The organism is Tenacibaculum sp. 190524A02b (assembly GCF_964036645.1).
GTDB lineage: Bacteria > Bacteroidota > Bacteroidia > Flavobacteriales > Flavobacteriaceae > Polaribacter > Polaribacter vairaonense.
In genome coordinates, this window is the sequence record NZ_OZ038525.1 from 4387052 (window position 1) to 4406014 (window position 18963).

The 18963-nt window shown below is 30.0% G+C and carries 16 protein-coding genes; 10 read left to right on the forward strand and 6 right to left on the reverse strand.

Annotation, left to right across the window (positions count from 1 at the left end; all coding sequences use genetic code 11):
- The first annotated feature begins 2 nt into the window (after positions 1–2).
- The 6 genes from ABNT65_RS17700 (at position 3) to ABNT65_RS17725 (ending at position 9505) form a co-directional block, all read left to right on the forward strand.
- Positions 3–926 (forward strand): type IX secretion system membrane protein PorP/SprF, encoded by a 924-nt coding sequence (locus ABNT65_RS17700; protein WP_348704993.1) that lies wholly within the window; start codon positions 3–5, stop codon positions 924–926.
- A 13-nt stretch (positions 927–939) separates the two neighbouring features.
- On the forward strand, positions 940–2886 hold the full coding sequence (locus ABNT65_RS17705) for an OmpA family protein (protein WP_348746480.1): 1947 nt from the start codon (positions 940–942) through the stop codon (positions 2884–2886).
- A gap of 125 nt (positions 2887–3011) precedes the next feature.
- The gene (ileS, locus tag ABNT65_RS17710) at positions 3012–6419 is read left to right on the forward strand and encodes an isoleucine--tRNA ligase (protein WP_348746481.1); all 3408 of its coding nucleotides are present in this window, start codon (positions 3012–3014) and stop codon (positions 6417–6419) included.
- A 4-nt stretch (positions 6420–6423) separates the two neighbouring features.
- Positions 6424–6801: a TraR/DksA family transcriptional regulator gene (locus tag ABNT65_RS17715; protein WP_348702579.1), complete on the forward strand. Its 378-nt coding sequence runs from the start codon at positions 6424–6426 to the stop codon at positions 6799–6801.
- Positions 6802–6864: 63 nt separating this feature from the next.
- On the forward strand, positions 6865–7509 hold the full coding sequence (locus ABNT65_RS17720; RefSeq protein WP_348702580.1) for a hypothetical protein: 645 nt from the start codon (positions 6865–6867) through the stop codon (positions 7507–7509).
- 103 nt (positions 7510–7612) lie between these two features.
- A complete protein-coding gene (locus ABNT65_RS17725; protein ID WP_348746482.1) occupies positions 7613–9505 on the forward strand; it encodes a peptidase M61 in 1893 nt (630 codons plus the stop codon).
- Between the two features lie 38 nt (positions 9506–9543).
- Here the strand turns inward: ABNT65_RS17725 and ABNT65_RS17730 are convergent, their stop codons facing one another.
- Positions 9544–11073, reverse strand: coding sequence for an ABC transporter permease (locus tag ABNT65_RS17730; protein WP_348746483.1), 1530 nt, complete (start codon positions 11071–11073; stop codon positions 9544–9546).
- Between the two features lie 124 nt (positions 11074–11197).
- Complete coding sequence (locus ABNT65_RS17735; RefSeq protein ID WP_348746484.1) at positions 11198–12061, reverse strand: ABC transporter ATP-binding protein; 864 nt, start codon at positions 12059–12061, stop codon at positions 11198–11200.
- Between the two features lie 215 nt (positions 12062–12276).
- On the opposite strand from ABNT65_RS17735, the gene ABNT65_RS17740 reads away from it, so the two are divergent.
- The 4 genes from ABNT65_RS17740 to ABNT65_RS17755 are packed head-to-tail and all read left to right on the forward strand — an operon-like array spanning position 12277 to position 15245.
- Positions 12277–13251 carry a sensor histidine kinase gene (locus ABNT65_RS17740; protein ID WP_348746485.1) on the forward strand — a complete coding sequence of 325 codons (975 nt, stop codon included), beginning with the start codon at positions 12277–12279 and terminating at the stop codon, positions 13249–13251.
- Positions 13251–13964, forward strand: a complete 714-nt coding sequence (locus ABNT65_RS17745; protein ID WP_348746486.1) for a LytTR family DNA-binding domain-containing protein — start codon at positions 13251–13253, stop codon at positions 13962–13964. Before ABNT65_RS17740 ends, ABNT65_RS17745 begins: the two co-directional genes overlap by 1 nt.
- 54 nt (positions 13965–14018) lie before the next feature.
- A complete protein-coding gene (locus tag ABNT65_RS17750) occupies positions 14019–14591 on the forward strand; it encodes a lipoprotein signal peptidase (protein WP_348746487.1) in 573 nt (190 codons plus the stop codon).
- A gap of 60 nt (positions 14592–14651) precedes the next feature.
- The gene (locus tag ABNT65_RS17755; RefSeq protein WP_348746488.1) at positions 14652–15245 is read left to right on the forward strand and encodes a DUF4230 domain-containing protein; all 594 of its coding nucleotides are present in this window, start codon (positions 14652–14654) and stop codon (positions 15243–15245) included.
- Here ABNT65_RS17755 and ABNT65_RS17760 read toward each other — a convergent pair.
- The 4 genes from ABNT65_RS17760 to accC all read right to left on the reverse strand — a co-directional run bounded on the left by ABNT65_RS17760 (position 15242) and on the right by accC (position 18908).
- Entirely contained in the window at positions 15242–15655 is a 414-nt protein-coding gene (locus ABNT65_RS17760) for a YeeE/YedE thiosulfate transporter family protein (protein ID WP_348702588.1), read from the reverse strand. The genes ABNT65_RS17755 and ABNT65_RS17760 overlap by 4 nt on opposite strands.
- A 10-nt stretch (positions 15656–15665) precedes the next feature.
- Complete coding sequence (locus tag ABNT65_RS17765; RefSeq protein ID WP_348702589.1) at positions 15666–16217, reverse strand: YeeE/YedE family protein; 552 nt, start codon at positions 16215–16217, stop codon at positions 15666–15668.
- Positions 16218–16256: 39 nt separating this feature from the next.
- On the reverse strand, positions 16257–17501 hold the full coding sequence (locus tag ABNT65_RS17770) for a 3-deoxy-D-manno-octulosonic acid transferase (RefSeq protein WP_348746489.1): 1245 nt from the start codon (positions 17499–17501) through the stop codon (positions 16257–16259).
- 69 nt (positions 17502–17570) lie between these two features.
- Positions 17571–18908, reverse strand: a complete 1338-nt coding sequence (accC, locus tag ABNT65_RS17775; protein WP_348702591.1) for an acetyl-CoA carboxylase biotin carboxylase subunit — start codon at positions 18906–18908, stop codon at positions 17571–17573.
- Between the last annotated feature and the right edge of the window lie 55 nt (positions 18909–18963).

Consider the following 18963-nt stretch of genomic DNA (forward strand, 5'->3'; position numbering starts at 1 on the left):
AGATGAATAAGCTATTTAAACATATAAGTATACTAATATTTTTAACAATTTCTAGTATCATATATTCACAGCAAGATCCTCAGTATACTCAATATATGTATAATACAATGAGTGTGAATCCAGCGTATGTTGGTTCAAAAGGTCATAGTGTAATAAACGTATTAGCAAGAACCCAATGGGTAGGTATTGATGGAGCACCTGATACCCAAACATTGAGTTTTGATACTCCGCTAGGATATAGTGGTGTAGGTTTAGGTTTTAACTTGGTAAATGACGCAATAGGTCCTTCCAATGAAACCTATTTAGATGCTAATGTATCTTATACTGTTAGAACAAGCGAAGAAGGAAATTTAGCCTTTGGATTAAAGTTGGGAGGACGCTTTTTTAATGTTGATTGGAATAAAGGGGTATATAGAGATAAAGCAGATCAAAGTTTACAGGCTAATATTAGTAGGTTTTTGCCAACAATTGGAGCAGGTATATATTATTATAAGCCTAAGTGGTATCTTGGGTTGGCAGTGCCTAATATTTTAAGGACAGAACATTATGATGATGTAGCAGCAGGAGGAAGTGTGGCAACAGAAAGAATGCACTTCTTTTTAATTGGAGGATACGTGTTTGATTTGTCTGATTCTGTTAAGTTTAAACCTGCTGTTTTATCCAAAATTGTATCTGGAGCACCTTTATCATTAGATGTTTCTGCTAACTTTTTATTTAACGAAAGGTTTCGAGTAGGAGCCGCTTGGAGATGGGATGACTCAATTAGTGCTTTGTTAGGTTTTCAAATAACAGAATCCCTGCAAATAGGCTATGCATATGACTTAACCACTTCTAATTATAGTAATTATAATTCAGGAACGCACGAGTTAATGCTGAGATACGAGATATTTAAAGAACAAACCATGAAATCACCTCGATTCTTTTAAAACCGAACTAGATATGAAAAAAGCAATACTCTTCATATTATTAGTAGCTACAGTAAGTAGTTTTGGACAGCGTAAGTATGCTGCTAATAGATATTTTCAAGAATATTCATACAAAAAAGCAGCAGAGCTATATGAATATATTGTAAAAGATGATAAGTCTTACGATGTAGTAAGTAAACTAGCTGATTCTTACTATTACAATGCTGAATTTGAGAAGTCCGAAAAATGGTATTCCATATTAGCAAATAAATATGCTAAACAAATGGAGCCTAAACATATTTTTCGTTACGCTCAATCGTTAAAAAGTAATGGTAAAGTAGGTGAATCAGATGATTGGCTTTTAAAGCTTAGAGATAAATCTTCAGACAGTAGGGCAGAAGCACTTGAAAATAATCGTGATTATTTTGCAGAGTTTTCTAATAAAGAAAAGATATATATAAATGTGCATAATTTGTCGTCTAATACAAAGTATTCTGATTTTGGAGGTTTTGTTCAAGATGAAAAATTTTATTTTGCTTCTACCAAACCAGATAAGAAAGTTTCTTCAAAATTATATAGATGGAATAATCAACCTTATTTGAATATTTATACATCTAATCAAAAGTTATTAGATAAAAATGGTATAATGGATGTTGATAAGCCTGAAAAAGTACAATCATTAAGCACAAAATACCATGAATCAAATGCAGTAATAACCAATGATGGTTACATCATGTATTTTACAAGAGATAATTACGATGGTAAAAAACTCAGAGGAGATAAAAAACGAACCACGCATTTAAAAATCTATAAAGCCACAAAAAATGGCGAAGGTTGGGGAAATATTAAAGAACTACCTTTTAATAGTAATGAGTATTCAATTGGACATCCAGCTTTAAGTAAAGATGAAAAAACATTGTACTTTGTATCTGATATGCCAGCTGGATTTGGAGCAACGGATATTTATAAAGTTGCTATTTTAGGAGGTGATAAATATGGAGATGTTATAAACTTAGGAAAAGAAATAAATACAGAGGGAAGAGAAATGTTTCCTTATGTAGGTACTAATAATACGCTGTATTTTGCTTCAGATGGACACTTAGGTTTGGGAGCTTTAGACGTATTTGAATCAAAAATTATAGAAGGAAAATTAACAGAACCAGTTAATTTAGGCGCGCCCATTAATAGCCCATTAGATGATTTTGCATTTACCTTAAATAGAGAAAGAACAGGCGGTTATTTTTCTTCTAATCGAGGAGGAGGAAAAGGAGATGATGATATATATAGCTTTTTAATTTACAGTTGTAAAGAAGATATTAATGGAGTGATTACAGACTCTAGAACAGGAGCACCTATAGACAATGTAAAAGTACGTTTGATAAATGAAAAAGGAGAGCCAGTATCAGAACAAATAACTAAAGCAGATGGAGCTTATTCATTTAAAAAGATAGACTGTGAAAAGAATTTTGTAGTAACAGCGTCTAAGCAAGATTATAAAGCAACACAAAAGAAAACAGGAACAGAAGATATAGATGATAAGATTGTAACAGCAAATTTACAGTTAGAATCTTTGATAGTTGGAGATCAGATAGTAATAGCACCAATATATTTTGATTATGATAAGTACTTTATTAGGGAAGATGCTAAATACGAGTTAGAAAATGTAGTTACTGTAATGCAAAATAACCCAGGAATGGTTATTAAAATAGAATCACATACAGATAGTAGAGGAGGAAAAGTGTATAATAGAACGTTGTCTGATAACAGAGCAAAGTCTACACGAGATTACATTATTTCAAGAGGAATAGGAAGTGAGAGAATCCAAAGTGCTATTGGATATGGAGAAGATTACTTGCTAAATAAATGTGATGATGCAAATCAATCTAACTGTTCAGAAGCTGAGCATCAACGTAACAGAAGGTCTTACTTTTATATTGTTAAAAACCCAGGGAATATTAAAGTGGTAAACCAATTTAAATAAGTAATAGACGCAAAAAATAGAAATAATATGAAAACGCCTCTAGAATAGGGGCGTTTTTTATATTTCAATATTAACAATTACAAGAAAATACGTAATTTCGCACATTCAATTAATATAATGACAAAATGAGTACAAAGTTTACTGAATACAAAGGCTTGGATTTACCAAAAGTAGCAGAAGAAATATTAAACTATTGGTCTGAAAACAACATCTTTGAAAAAAGTATTACTAGCCGTGAAGGAAACGAGCCATTTGTATTTTTTGAAGGACCACCTTCGGCAAATGGATTACCTGGAATTCACCATGTAATGGCACGTACTATTAAAGATATTTTTTGTCGTTATAAAACTCAAAAAGGATACCAAGTAAAACGTAAAGCTGGTTGGGATACGCATGGGTTGCCTGTAGAGTTAAAAGTAGAAACAGAGTTAGGAATTACCAAAGAAGATATAGGTACTAAAATTACAGTTGAAGAATATAATGAAGCTTGTAAGAAAGCTGTGATGCGTTACACTGATATTTGGAATGATATGACTCGCAAGGCAGGATATTGGGTAGACATGGAGAGCCCATATATTACTTACGAGCCAAAATATATGGAATCAGTTTGGTGGTTGTTAAAACAAATTTATAACAAAGAATTGTTATACAAAGGGTATACTATTCAACCATATTCACCTAAAGCAGGAACAGGATTGAGTTCACATGAGGTAAATCAACCTGGATGTTATAGAGATGTTACCGACACTACTTTAGTTGCGCAGTTTAAAGCAGTAAAAGAAACATTGCCAGAATTTTTACAAGTAGAAGGAGATGTACACTTTTTAGCATGGACAACTACACCTTGGACATTACCTAGTAATACCGCATTAACTGTTGGACCCAAAATAGACTATGTTTTAGTAAAAACATATAATCAATATACGTTTGAGCCAATACAAGTTGTGTTAGCAAAAAACTTAGTAGCAAAACAATTTGCAGGAAAAAAATTTACCAACGTAGAAAATGAAGAAGATCTAGTTAATTATGAAGAAGGAGCAAAACAAATTCCTTTTTACATAGTAAAGTCATTTATAGGTAAAGATTTAGTAGGTATTAAATATGAACAATTATTAGATTATGTATTGCCCTATCAAAATCCAGAAAACGCCTTTAGAATTATTTCGGGGGATTTTGTAACTATTGAAGACGGTACAGGAATTGTACATACAGCGCCTACATTTGGAGCAGATGATGCCTTAGTAGCTAAACAAGCTTCACCAGAGGTTCCTCCAATGTTAGTTTTAGATGAAAATGAGAATGCTGTACCACTAGTAGATCTTCAAGGTAGGTTTAGACCTGAATTAGGAGAACTTGCAGGAAAATACGTTAAAAACGAGTATTATAATGAAGGAGAGGCACCTGAAAAATCGGTAGATGTTGAAATAGCTATTAAACTAAAAACAGAAAATAAAGCCTTTAAGGTTGAAAAATATGTGCACAGTTATCCACATTGTTGGAGAACAGATAAGCCAGTATTATACTATCCGTTAGATTCTTGGTTTATAAAAGTAACCGAGGTGAAGGATAAAATGCATTCTTTAAATGAAACCATTAACTGGAAACCGAAGTCTACAGGAGAAGGACGTTTTGGGAATTGGTTGAAAAATGCAAACGACTGGAACTTATCTCGCTCTAGGTTTTGGGGAATCCCGTTACCTATTTGGAGAACTGAAGATGGAACAGAGCAAGTATGTATAGGTTCTGTTGCTGAGTTGAAGGAGGAAATGCAAAAATCAGTTGCTGCTGGACTTATGAGCGAAGATATTTTTGCAGATTTTGAAATAGGTAATATGTCAGAAGAAAACTATGATAAAATCGATTTACATAAAAATGTAGTTGATAAAATAGTTTTAGTTTCTTCAACAGGAAAACCAATGCATAGAGAAAGTGATTTAATAGATGTATGGTTTGATTCAGGTTCTATGCCGTATGCGCAATGGCACTACCCATTTGAAAATAAAGAATTAATTGATAATCAAGAATCATACCCTGCAGATTTTATAGCTGAAGGAGTAGACCAAACTAGAGGTTGGTTTTATACGCTGCATGCTATAGGAACTATGGTTTTTGATTCAGTCGCGTATAAAAATGTAGTGTCTAATGGATTGGTATTAGATAAAAACGGACAAAAAATGTCTAAACGTTTAGGAAACGCTGTAGATCCTTTTGAAACATTAGGAAAACATGGAGCTGATGCTACACGTTGGTATATGATATCAAATGCCAACCCTTGGGATAATTTGAAATTTGATATTGCAGGAATTGAAGAGGTAAAACGTAAGTTTTTTGGAACATTATACAATACTTATTCATTTTTCTCTTTATACGCAAATATTGACGGATTCAATTATAGCGAAGAAGAAATTTCATTAAACGAAAGACCAGAAATTGACCGTTGGATTTTATCTGAATTAAATACTTTAATTAATAAAGTAGATAAGTTTTACGCAGATTATGAGCCAACCAGAGCTACACGTGCTATTTCTGATTTTGTTCAGGATCATTTAAGTAACTGGTATGTACGCTTATGTAGAAGGCGTTTTTGGAAAGGAGAATATGCGCAAGATAAAATATCTGCTTATCAAACATTATATACTTGTATGTTAACGGTTGCTAAGTTAAGTTCACCAGTAGCACCTTTCTTTATGGACAAGTTATATAAAGATTTAGTAGGAGCAACTCAAAAAGAAACATTTGAGAGTGTACATATAGCAGAATTCCCAGTTTACAATGAAGCCTTTGTAAATAAATCATTAGAACGTAAAATGGAGAATGCACAAACTATTTCTTCTTTAGTATTATCATTAAGAGCCAAAGAGAAAATAAAAGTGCGCCAACCATTACAAAAAATAATGATCCCTGTATTAGATAATACACAGAAAGAAGAGATTTTAGCAGTAGCAGATTTAATAAAATCAGAGGTAAACGTTAAAGAAATAGAGCTATTAGATGATGCATCTGGAATCTTAGTAAAACAAATTAAACCAAATTTTAAAGCTTTAGGGCCAAAGTTTGGGAAAGATATGAAGTTGATAGCTAGTCAGATACAGTCTTTTTCTCAAGAAGATATTGCCATTATTGAAAAAGAAGGGCAAATAACTGTTGAAATTAATGAGAAAATTATTAAATTGGAATCCGCTGATGTTGAGATTTCATCAAAAGATATCGAAGGCTGGTTAGTGGCAAACGCTGAAGGATTAACAGTTGCTTTAGATGTTACCATAACAGAGGATTTACATAAAGAAGGAGTGGCAAGAGAATTAATTAATAGAATTCAAAATGCACGTAAAGAATCTGGATTAGAAGTAACAGATAGAATAAAATTAACTTTCTTAAGTTTTGCAGATTTACAAGAATCGGTATTAGCTAATGAATCTTACATAAAAACGGAAACATTAACCAATGAGTTAGTTTTTGTTGAAGCGTTAGAAAGTGGCATAGATATTGAGTTTGATGCCATTAAAAGTAAAATGTTAATTGAAAAAATATAGCATTATGGATGACGTTAAAGTAAGATACTCCGATGGAGATTTACAAGAATTCAAAGAAATTATCTTAAAGAAGATAGAAACAGCAGAAGAAGATTTAAGAATGTTACAAGACTCTTATAAAAATGGAGCTGATAATGGTACGGAAGATACCTCACCAACATTTAAATCTTTTGAAGAAGGTTCTGATACCATGCTAAAAGAATCTAATATGCAGCTAGCCATTAGGCAAGAAAAATTTATTAGAGACTTAAAAAACGCATTAATTAGAATTGAAAACAAAACATACGGTGTATGTAGAGTTACTGGTAAATTAATTCAAAAAGAAAGATTAAAGTTAGTTCCTCATGCAACATTAAGTATAGAGGCTAAAAGAAAACAATAATCTTTACATTTTTAAGAATAATAAAATTTGATAAGGATTCCTTTTTAGGAATCCTTTTTTAATATGAAAACAGTTATAAAGGTATATCTATTTCTATTTAGCTCAATTGTTTTTTCCCAAACGGAAATAACAAAGCAATTTAAGCCTGCTTTTAAAGAAATAGAAGTCAATACATTTGGAATAGATGATCTTGTAATAGAGGCATCAGAAAATGACTTTATAACGGTTTTTTTATTAGATGAACATAGTAATACGCATATTGTTAATGTAGAAGAAATTAACAATAAAACAGAAATAACTTTTAAGATAAACCCTATTATTTATAAAGAAAGTAATACTGTTTTTAGAAAGTTTATAACAAAAAGACTGGAAAGGGCTCGTGTACTAATAAAAATACCTAAAAACAAGTTAGTAACAGTTTATGGAGAAAATGTAGGTGTCACTTCAAGAAGTTATGAAGGAACATTGAATATATTCATAAATAAAGGTAATATAGATTTGCAAAAAGTATCTGGAAATACCTTTGTATCTGTTTTTCAAGGTAACATAAAAGCAGAAGTAAAAAAAACAAGATTGAATTTAGAGACAAAAAAAGGAGCTATAAAAATTAACAAGAAAAAGGTAAGTACTCCATACATTACTACAGATAATATTAAACAAGAACTTAAAATAGTTTCTATATTAGGAAACATTAACATAGTAAGGTAATATTTGTCGCTTTATGGGTAAAATTAACAAAATGTTATAAAAAAATGACGTAACAGATTGCAATTTTTGCAGTCACATTACAAATATATAATAGAGAATTAAGATGAATAAAAATTTACTAACCGTAGCAATAGCTAGTGTTCTATTAGTTGGATGTAGTTCCACTAAAAACAAAGTGAATGATTTAGCTACTAAAAACCCAATTGAAACTTCACTAAACTTAACAAATATCCAGGAAGATAAAGTACCTGTTTTAATAAACCCAGGGCGCTTTACTACTGATAAAGTGATTTATAGATTGCCAAGAGTAGTCCAAGGAACATACTCGGTAAGTGATTTTGGAAAATATATAGATAATTTAAAGGCTTTAGATTATGAAGGGAAAGAGTTACCTGTAAAAAAAATAGATACCAATACATGGGAAATAAGCGAAGCAAAAAAACTAGATAAAATAACCTATTTAGTAAATGATACCTTTGATATAGAAGTTTCTGGAGGAATTGGAGGAGATACACCATTTTCACCAGCAGGAACAAATATTGAAAAGACTAATTATGTTTTGAACTTACATGGATTCATAGGGTATTTTGATTCATTAAAAAATAATCAATATAAGTTAGATGTTGTTGCTCCTACTAAATTTAAAAGAACATCAGCATTACAAGAAGTAGCTACAAATACCAATAAAGATGGTTCAGTGTTAACGTCTAGTTACTTTGCACCTCGTTACTTTGATATTACTGATAATCCAATGTTTTATGGAGAACTGGATGTAGAGGAGTTTAAAGTTGGGGACATAAAAATTGTATTGAGTGTGTACTCACCAAATAAAAAGCATTCTGCTGAAAAAATTAAAGCGGTAATGGAAAAAATGATGCAAGCTCAAAAAACATACTTAGGAAGTATTAATAGCACAGCGAGGTATGATATTTATTTGTATTTATCAGAAGGAAAAGAAAATTCACCAAAAGGGTTTGGAGCTTTAGAACATCATACATCAACAGTAGTCGTATTACCAGAAGCAATGCCAGATGAAGCGTTAGCAAAAAGTATGATTGATGTAGTTTCTCACGAATTTTTCCATATTGTAACACCTTTAAGTGTGCATTCAGAAGATGTACATTATTTTGATTATAATCAGCCTACTTTCTCAAAACATTTATGGATGTATGAAGGAATTACTGAATATTTTGCAACACTTTTTCAAATAAATCAAGACTTAGTAAAGGAAGATGAGTTTTATGAGAAGGTAATGGGGAAAATAAAATCAGCTTCTAAAATGAATGATTCAATGAGTTTTACTGAAATGAGTGAGAATGTTTTAGAAGAACCTTACGCATCACAATATTACAATGTGTATCAAAAAGGAGCTTTAATAGGAATGTGTATTGATATTTTAATGAGAGAAGAAAGTAATGGACATAGAGGCGTATTATCTTTAATGAAAGAATTATCAAATAAATATGGAAAGAATAAACCATTTGAAGACGATCGTTTAATTGAAGAAATTAACGCAATGACCTATCCTTCTATAGGTGAGTTTTTAAATACACATGTTGTAGGAAATACACCTATAGATTACACCGTATTTTTTGAAAAAGCAGGTTTAAGTGTAGAAAAATCAAAAGTAAAAACGAATTACATTCAAAATAATGGTGCTTTTATTTTTAGAGCAGATAAGGAAACCAAAGCAATAATGTTTACAGATGCTGTTAATAACAATAGTTTTTGGGCAGAGAATGGAGTAAAACCTAATGATGTTGTAAAAGTTGTTGAAGGAGTTGAATTAACTGAAAAGAATGCCAATCAAATATTTTCACAAATGTATATGTGGCAACCAGGAAAGGATATAGAAGTTAAGTTAGATAGAAATGGAAAAGAAGTAATTATTAAAACAAAATTGACACAATCCTATACCAAAGGAGAAGGGCTGAAAGAAAATATCAATGCCACTTCAAAACAAAAAGAACTAAGAAAAGCTTGGTTAAAAGGATAAAAATAAAAGCCCATGACTAAAAATCATGGGCTTTCTATTTAGATTAATTGTCTTTTTCTAACTAAGAAGCTAAAAGCTATTAATAACAAGCTACTTATTAAAATTCCGAATAATATAGATGAACTCATGTATATTGCTCCAAAATAATCTGTAAAGGGAATGCTATTAAGATTAGCATATGTTATCGTAAAAAAGACTACTTCAAAAACTTTTTTATTCTTAAAAAACATTCCAATACAAGAAGACAAGGATACAATAAATAAACTTCCAATAACAATAGAAATAGCTGAAAAATTTTGCCCTAAAACAATTGTTTTAACTAATAAAGGAATTGATAAAGTAAGCATTAATAAGAAACCAGCTATAAATTGAGAGCTTAAAACCCTACGTAAAGGTAAGTAGGAAACAAATGAAAAAAGATGCGTATTGTTTGTAATTTCTTTTATAGTTAGGTCAGAAATTCTATGTACTTGTAAAAACCATAAAATAGGTAATACTATAGAGTGTCCTGTTTTTATTGGTAATACAGCTAATAAAATCATACCAATTAAATTTATCCATAACCAATACACTTTTCCTTTTCTTAAAAGTAAAAGAAACTCAGTTTTAATTAGCGGGAAAATACTGTAGTTTATAGTTGCTTTTGGAAGTGATTGTAAATTAAGAGAAGCATGATTTTTTATATGAACAATCAAATTTTTCTTACGATTTATAATTTCTCTTAAATTAAAACGATGGAAAATAAAAGAGATAATATATATAGCTATTAAGCAGATTAAAACACCTAAAAGGCGACTTATTAAAAAAGATATAGGAAAGGAAATACCTTCAAAATTAAATTTTTTAGATTCACTTATATTGCCCAAAACATAACCAATTGTTAATCCTTTTTCAGTAGTGTTTTTTGAAACTTCAAGTATTTTTTGTTCCATTTGATGGATTACAATTTTGCTTCCTAAAAAATCTAAATTATAATTATTCTTTGGTAATGAAGATACTAGTAATGTGAAGGTGAAAAAAAATACAATATTTTGTAAAATAGATTTATTTCTAAAAATAACTTCAAAAATTACAGCAATGGAAGCTATTAGAAACATTGCAGGAATGGTGATAAAAAAATAAGGTTTTAAAAAGGATAGTAAATCAAAAGGAAAACCATCATTATACAAGAAAAATAATATAATAGACATTGTAAAAACTATAAATACAATGCTAAAAAGTAATAAAAAATTACTCAGTACTTTAGAAAATAAATAGGTAAAATTAGAAATAGAAGAAGAAGCTATAATTTGCCCAATTTTAGTGCTAAAGTCTTTTTGTATGGTTCCGTTTACCAAATAAAAACCTATTAAAGATAAAAATATACTAGTCATTATAGCTGTAACATAACCAAACCAAGGAGCATTATAATAACCTACATATTCACCTATTCGTATAGTAGAATAGCTAGCGTTAGGTTCAGGAACAAATGTATAGGCAATAGCTAAACTTGCACACAGTGTAATAAGGAATGAATACGTTCTAGAGCGTTGTAAAAAGTCGTAAATAATTATAGATAGAAAATTCATGATAAAACAGATTAATAAGCATAATAAACACCAAAGTGAAACTTTTTAAGAAAAGCAAAAAGGGCAACAAGAAAAAGAATAGTAACAAGAATAATAGTTTTTTTATTTTTTAAATTTTTCATAATTAATTGGTTTTCGTTAAAAATAAATAAGCATCTTCCAGTGTAGGAGTTTGAGGTTTGGCACCAGAAAGATTATGGTCAGATATATATCGAATATTATAATTGTTGTTTTCTTTTCTAAAGTCTACAACAATGTTTTTCATTTTAAATGAGTGAAATTCTATTTCTGGGATAGAAATTTCAAATACCTTGTTAGCAATTAATTTTATTAATTCCTCTTGAGAGTTGTGAGCTAACATTTGTCCGTCTTTCATAATTGCAACACTATTAGCAACCGTATCAATATCAGAAACAATATGAGAAGAAAGTATAACAATACACTCAGAAGCTAAATCATTAATTAAATTTCTAAATCGAATGCGTTCTTCAGGGTCTAATCCAACGGTAGGTTCATCAAAAATTAAAACTTTTGGATTGTTAAGCAAAGCTTGTGCAATACCAATACGCTGTTTCATTCCTCCAGAATAACTCCCAATTGGCCTTTTAGCAGCTTCAGTTAAATTTAAACCTTCAAGAAGTTGTGTGATTTTTGAGTGTAAGCTTTTACCACCTATACCTTTCATTGCCGCCATATATTTTAAAAACTCGTAAGCATTTAAATTGGGATATACGCCAAAGTCTTGAGGAAGAAAACCTAATTGTTTGCGCATGTAATTAGCATCTTTAACAATATTGTTCTTATTTAGAATAATTGAACCACTAGAAGGGTGATTAATGGTAGCAATCATTTTTAATAATGTCGATTTTCCTGCGCCATTTGGACCTAATAAGCCTAAAATTCCTTTGTTAATAGTTAAAGAAAAGTTTTTTAAAGCTAGTTTTTTATTCGTGTATTTTTTTGAAACATTTTGTATCTCTAATTGCATAATAGGTTGGTTTTTAATTCTGATACAAAATTGTAGTAAAAGATTTATGGAGTAAAAAAAGAATGATGAACTATGTTTAAAAAATGATGAATTAAAAAAAGCCAGTTATCATTTAAAACAATACGGTTAAAATAAAAAATAGGCCTTTCATCATTAAAAAATAAAGTTTTACTTTCAGGCTATTATATTTGAAAGCACTTAATAAAAGATAAATAATGTCTAAAATAGATTCATTAGTAGATAACAAACTAGCTCAAAATATTTTTATATGGAGCTGCTTTTTTATCATTTTTACGTTAACAATTCAAGGACATAATAGAATTGTTTCAGGAGCTATTGGAGTTTTACTATTTGCTCCAACGGTTTATGTTCAAAACCTATTAATACTGCCTTACTTACGTAAAAATAAAGTGCTTTTTATTCTCTTTACCATAATTAATATTTTACTTTTTACACTGATATCTACTTTTTTCTTGTCAAGTATAATGAGTCAGGAAAGTTATGATTGGAAGTTCTTTTACAATTTTTTGGGAGTTGAAGTATTAGCTATATTATTTGGTTTAGCATTAAAAGTAGCAAGAGATAGCTTTAGTAGAAGACAAGAAGAAAAAGAAGCCGAATTAAAATTACTAAAAGGACAATTAAATCCACATTTTTTATTCAATACACTAAATAATTTATATGGGCTTTCAGTAGTGAAGTCAGATAAACTTCCAGAATTAATGTTGAAGTTGTCAGACCTATTACGTTATAGCTTATATGAAACAAGAGAAGTTTTAGTACCATTGAAAAAAGAAGTAGAATATTTAGAAAATTATATTTCCCTTGAAAAAATTAGATTAGAAGAGCAAACTGTTATTTCTTTTGTAAAAGAAGGTAATCTGGAAGATAAAAAAATAGCACCAATGCTTTTAATTGTATTTGTTGAAAATACTTTTAAACATTTAGGAAGTATAAATGACAAAAGTAATGTGGAAATAAGACTAAAAATAACATCTAATACATTAGAGTTTTTATGTACAAATACGTACGATGAAATAAAAAGTAAAAATAATTTAGAAAAAGAAAAGAGTGGAATTGGTTTGCAAAATGTAAAAAAACGATTGGAACTGATATATCCAAACCGTTATAAATTGAAAATAAGGAAAAAGAATAATGAGTTTATTGTTGAATTAAAATTGAATTTTTAATGAGAATGTTACAGTGTATTATTGCTGATGATGAGCCTATAGCACGTCAGGTTTTAGAAACTTATATAAAAGATTTGCCAAATTTAGAGTTAGTAGCTTCTTGTAAAAATGCTTTTGAAGTAATGGAGGTGGTATCACAAAAAAATGTTGATGTCCTGTTTTTAGATATCAATATGCCTAAGCTATCAGGATTAAGTTTATTGAAAACAATGCAACAAAAACCTTCAGTAATTATAACTACAGCTTATTCTGAGTATGCCGTTGAAGGGTTTGAACTTTCAGTAACCGATTATTTACTAAAACCTTTTTCTTTTGAACGTTTTATGCAAGCAGTTATGAAAGTGGAGCCTCAAAAAGAATTTATAAAAAGTGTAGAAATAGAAAAAGAAGACAATTCACAAACATCAATTTTTGTAAAAAGTGATAAGAAATTAGTTAAACTTAATTTTAATGAGATTTCTCATATTGAAGCCTACGGAAATTATATTAAAGTTTACACATCCACAATGACACTGACTTCACAAACGTTAAGTGATTTTCTAATGAAGTTGCCACCAAGTTTCATGAGAGTACATAAATCATTTGCAATTAACTTTAATAAAATAGAATTGTTAGATGGGAATCAGTTAGTTTTAGAAAATAAAGTAAAAGTAACTGTGGGCAAATCATACAGAAAAGAACTTTTAGATAGAATAGAGAAAGAAATAGAGTAAGGAAAAATAAGTGTAATACTTTTCTTATTTTTGTTTCCATTTTAAACGAAAAAAATGTCAAAAAAAAATATAGCGATATTAACTGTAGTCTTAGCAATTTTAATAGATCAGATAAGTAAAATTTATGTGAAAACCCATTTTACTTTGGGTGAAGAGGTTGTTGTTTTTGCTGATTGGTTTAAAATTCACTTTACAGAGAATAACGGTATGGCTTGGGGATTTGAGTTTGGAGGGAAGGCAGGAAAATTGTTTTTGACATTATTTAGATTAGTTGCTGTAACTGGAATTGTGTATTGGTTATGGCAAACCATAAAAAGAAAAACACACAATGCTGTTATTGTTGCCATTGCTTTAATTTTAGCAGGAGCAATTGGAAATATTATCGATTCTGTTTTTTATGGAGTTATTTTTGACTCTTCCATGCATAAAGTAGCAACTTTGTTTGCAGACAAACCTTATGGCGAATTGTTTTATGGAAAAGTAGTAGACATGCTTTATTTTCCCATTTATGAAGGAGAGAGCTTTACTTTTTTTAATGCTATTTTTAACGGAGCTGATTCTTGGATAACCATTGGCGTAGCTATACTTTTTATCTTTAATAAAGAAGCTTTCCCTAAAGAAGATTAGAGGAAGTTTAGTTCCAATTTTTTAGTATCTTGGAGTTCTTATAATCAAAGCTTAAAGTTAATGCGCGTTATAAAATACACAGCCGTTTTTATTTTAGGTTTTTTAATTGCTAAATTATGGTATGATGTTAAAGAGCCTGATTATAAAAAGGAAGAAGTAAAAGTATTTCTAAATGGAATTCAAAACCTTAGTAAACTAGTAGTATCTGAAGGAAATTTTTCTGAAGTTTATAGTTTTTCCGACTCTAAAAAATACCTCTATAATTATTTAAGTTTTGATAAAAAAGCGATTCTTTCGGTGAATGCTAAAGTAGAAGTAGGCTATGATTTATCTAAGTTAGATATTCAAATAGATTCTATAGGAAAACAAATTATAATTAATAAAATACCTAAAGAAGAATTAACAATTACACCAGATATCAAGTATTTCGATTTACAACAGAGTAAGTTTAACAGTTTTTCAAAGGAAGAACTAAATAAACTAAACGATAAAGCAATAGAAAAGATAAAGTCAACCATAACGGTGTCCGATTTACAAAAAGACGCTAAAAACCGTTTATTTGAAGAATTATCTAAAATTTATCAGTTATCTAAAATATACAATTGGAAAGTGGTGAATAATACTGAATCAAATCTATTTTTTCAGAAAGATTAATTAGGCAATTGTTTACTTAAAATACCATAGATAAAAGCTCCAAATAAAGCGCTTCCTAAAATTAATAATGCAGGAAAAAAGTTAAAGCCAAGCAAAACAAATAAAGGAGCAGCACAAGCACCTGTTAAAGCCCATCCTAACCCAAATATTGTTCCTCCAACAATAGTTCTGATATAGCCTCTTTTCTTTTGTTTAGGAATTATTTTTAAACCATTAATGTCTGTTACCTTTTCTTTTTTAAAAAGTTGCATAAATAGTAGAGAAATAACTACTGCAGAACCAATAATACCATACATATGAAAGGATTGAAACTTGAACATTTCATAAATTCTATACCAAGAAATAATTTCGGCTTTGCTTAATATAATTCCAAAGAAAAGACCTAAGAAAAGAAATTTTATATTTTTCATATGATTTTGTTTAAAAAATTAAAGGTAATACTATCCATGTCATTAGTAAACCACCAATAAAAAAGCCTATGGTGGCTAGTAAAGAGGGAAGTTGTAGACTACTTAGCCCTGTAATAGCATGACCAGAGGTGCAACCACCTGCATATCTAGTCCCAAATCCAATCAGAAAACCGCCCAAAATAAGTAAGAGTATTGATGAAAATGATTCTAAATTGAAAATTTCATTAGGAAAATACGAGAGACCCACATTCGTGAAATTCAAATTATCTATTAATTCCTTTTCAGTTTTTGGATTAAGTGAAATATTTTTATTTGGAATTAAATAGTTTGAAGCTAAAACTCCACCTAGAAATAAACCTAAAATAAATAGTAGAGAAAAAGAACGTTGTCTCCAGTTTGTATTAAAATAGTTGGATATTTTACCAGCTCCAGCTATAGTACAAAGAGTATCTAAATTAGTTGAAACACCAAAGTTTTTTCCAAAATAAAAATATAAAAAGAGTGTAAACGCTATCAAAGGCCCAGCAACATACCAAGGCCACGGATTTAATAAAAAGTCCATCTTTGTTATTATTAATTATGTTAAACAAAATCAACCAAACTACTTTAGTTGAGAGTGTAGAAAGTCAGTAATAAGTTTGGTAGCACCGATATTTTCTCTAATATATTCAATGTTTAGAGTACCCATGCTTTCTCTTAAAGATTTATTAGCTTTAAGAGTTACAAAAATAGACGAAAGTTGTTCAAAGTCTGTAACAATTGTAACACTCTTACGATTGATTAAGTCGATGGCTTCTTGGAATTTAAAGTGTTTTTTACCACCAAAAATGACAGGAATACCATAAGTGGCTGGTTCAAGAATATTATGTAATCCAGTAGCTAATCCACCTCCTACATAAGCAATGTCTGCATGCGCGTATATTTTAGTTAATAGACCAATGGTATCTATAATTAAAACATCATAATCGGAAAGCTTTTTATTGTTGTGTTCAGAAAATAGAATTACTTTTTTAGTTTGAATGTTATTTTTTATACGTGCAATCTCTTTATGATTAATATTGTGTGGAGCTATAATAACTTTCTCATTATTTTGCATTTTAGTATTAATATACTCAATAAGTAGCTCTTCATCTTCTTTCCATGTACTACCCGCTACTATTGTAAAGCAATTCTGTTGAAAATCTTTGATGAAATCTAAATGATTTTTCTGTTGTAATATATCATAAACTCTATCAAACCGAGTATCACCACTTATAGTAACATTGGAGAAGTTTATGGAGTTTAATAGGTTTTTAGAACTCTCATTTTGAACAAAAAAATGATGAAAAGCTTCCAGTTTTTTTCTCATAAAAGCTCCATACGGTTTAAAAAATAATTGCTTTTCTCTAAATATTCCAGAAGCCAAAATAGTGGTAATATTTTCTTTTTTTAGCTGATTAAGTAAGTTAGGCCAAAATTCATATTTAATAATAATAGCAACTTCTGGATGAACTAAAGAAATGAACTTTTGCATATTACGTTTTGTATCAAAAGGTAAATAACAAATAACATCAGCTTTATTATAGTCTTTTCTTACCTCATAACCAGAAGGAGAGAAAAAAGTAAGAACTATTTTATAATCTGGGCTAGACTTTTTTAAATACTCTATAATAGGTCTTCCTTGTTCAAACTCACCTAAAGAAGCAGCATGGAACCAAATCGTCTTATCTGTTGGTTTTATAGTTTCAAGTAGTTGAAATGACTTCTTTCTACCATTAACAAATAAGTTTATTTTAGAATTAAATAAGGCAATTATTTTTAAAATAAAATAAATTGGATGAATAACAATGTTATAGATGAAGTTCATAGGGCGAATTTAGGGATAAAAAAAATCAGTGAAAACTTTCACTGATTTTTTTATATTATTTTGAATCAATTATTTTATTTCAAAATCTTCCATAAACTTTGTAGTATAGTTTCCTGCAACATAATCAGGATGATCCATTAATTGTCTATGGAAAGGAATTGTAGTTTTTACACCTTCAATTACATACTCATCTAAAGCACGTTTCATTTTATTAATTGCCTCTTCTCTAGTTTGAGCAGTAACAATTAATTTTGAAATCATAGAGTCATAATTTGGTGGAATCATATAACCAGCATATACATGTGTGTCTACACGCACACCATGGCCTCCTGGAGCATGATATGAAGTTATTTTACCTGGAGCAGGTCTAAATCCATTATGAGGATCCTCTGCGTTAATTCTACATTCAATAGAATGTAGTTGAGGTGTATAATTTTTACCAGAAATAGGAACACCAGCAGCTACTAAAATTTGCTCACGTATTAAATCATAATCTACAACTTCTTCTGTAATAGGATGCTCTACTTGAATACGCGTATTCATTTCCATGAAGTAGAAATTACGATGTTTATCTACTAAGAATTCTACCGTTCCAGCACCTTCGTATTTTATAAATTCTGCAGCTTTTACAGCAGCTTCTCCCATTGCGTTACGCAATTCATCAGTCATAAAAGGAGAAGGAGTTTCTTCTGTTAATTTTTGATGACGACGTTGTACAGAACAGTCTCTTTCAGATAAATGGCAAGCTTTACCATAAGCATCACCTACAACTTGAATTTCAATATGACGAGGCTCTTCAATTAATTTTTCCATGTACATGCCATCGTTACCAAATGAAGCTTTCGCTTCCATTCTAGCAGAATCCCATGCGTCACGTAAATCTTCAACTTTCCATACAGCACGCATACCTTTACCACCACCACCAGCGGTAGCTTTAAGCATAACAGGGAACCCCATTTCAACGGCTAATTTTTCGGCTTCATCATAAGAATCCAAAATACCTTCAGAACCAGGAATACAAGGTACACCAGCAGCAATCATAGTTGCTTTGGCAGTAGCCTTATCTCCCATTTTTTCAATCATTTCAGAAGTAGCACCAATAAATTTAATATCGTGTTCTTCACAAAGCTTTGAAAATTTGGCATTTTCAGATAAAAAACCATATCCTGGGTGAATAGCGTCAGCATTTGTTATTTCTGCTGCAGCTATAATGTTTGCCATTTTTAAATAAGACTCGCTACTAGGAGCAGGACCAATACAAACAGCTTCATCAGCAAAGCGAACATGTAAACTCTCTTCGTCTGCTTTTGAATAAACTGCCACAGTTTTTATGCCCATCTCCTTACAGGTTCTAATTACACGTAAGGCAATTTCACCTCTATTGGCTATCAATATTTTTTTAAACATAATAGATAATTTAAAGGTTATAATTTAAAGTTGTATTTGTAGTTTAGAAACAAAT

Bases quoted from the DNA above. Each gene is read 5' to 3' on its own strand.
- accC (WP_348702591.1), bottom strand. From the start codon at position 18,908: ATGTTTAAAAAAATATTGATAGCCAATAGAGGTGAAATTGCCTTACGT.
- ABNT65_RS17760 (WP_348702588.1), bottom strand. From the start codon at position 15,655: ATGAAAAATATAAAATTTCTTTTCTTAGGTCTTTTCTTTGGAATTATA.
- ABNT65_RS17755 (WP_348746488.1), top strand. From the start codon at position 14,652: ATGCGCGTTATAAAATACACAGCCGTTTTTATTTTAGGTTTTTTAATT.
- ABNT65_RS17700 (WP_348704993.1), top strand. From the start codon at position 3: ATGAATAAGCTATTTAAACATATAAGTATACTAATATTTTTAACAATT.
- ABNT65_RS17720 (WP_348702580.1), top strand. From the start codon at position 6,865: ATGAAAACAGTTATAAAGGTATATCTATTTCTATTTAGCTCAATTGTT.
- ABNT65_RS17725 (WP_348746482.1), top strand. From the start codon at position 7,613: ATGAATAAAAATTTACTAACCGTAGCAATAGCTAGTGTTCTATTAGTT.
- ileS (WP_348746481.1), top strand. From the start codon at position 3,012: ATGAGTACAAAGTTTACTGAATACAAAGGCTTGGATTTACCAAAAGTA.
- ABNT65_RS17750 (WP_348746487.1), top strand. From the start codon at position 14,019: ATGTCAAAAAAAAATATAGCGATATTAACTGTAGTCTTAGCAATTTTA.
- ABNT65_RS17730 (WP_348746483.1), bottom strand. From the start codon at position 11,073: ATGAATTTTCTATCTATAATTATTTACGACTTTTTACAACGCTCTAGA.
- ABNT65_RS17770 (WP_348746489.1), bottom strand. From the start codon at position 17,501: ATGAACTTCATCTATAACATTGTTATTCATCCAATTTATTTTATTTTA.
- ABNT65_RS17705 (WP_348746480.1), top strand. From the start codon at position 940: ATGAAAAAAGCAATACTCTTCATATTATTAGTAGCTACAGTAAGTAGT.
- ABNT65_RS17715 (WP_348702579.1), top strand. From the start codon at position 6,424: ATGGATGACGTTAAAGTAAGATACTCCGATGGAGATTTACAAGAATTC.
- ABNT65_RS17745 (WP_348746486.1), top strand. From the start codon at position 13,251: ATGAGAATGTTACAGTGTATTATTGCTGATGATGAGCCTATAGCACGT.
- ABNT65_RS17740 (WP_348746485.1), top strand. From the start codon at position 12,277: ATGTCTAAAATAGATTCATTAGTAGATAACAAACTAGCTCAAAATATT.
- ABNT65_RS17765 (WP_348702589.1), bottom strand. From the start codon at position 16,217: ATGGACTTTTTATTAAATCCGTGGCCTTGGTATGTTGCTGGGCCTTTG.
- ABNT65_RS17735 (WP_348746484.1), bottom strand. From the start codon at position 12,061: ATGCAATTAGAGATACAAAATGTTTCAAAAAAATACACGAATAAAAAA.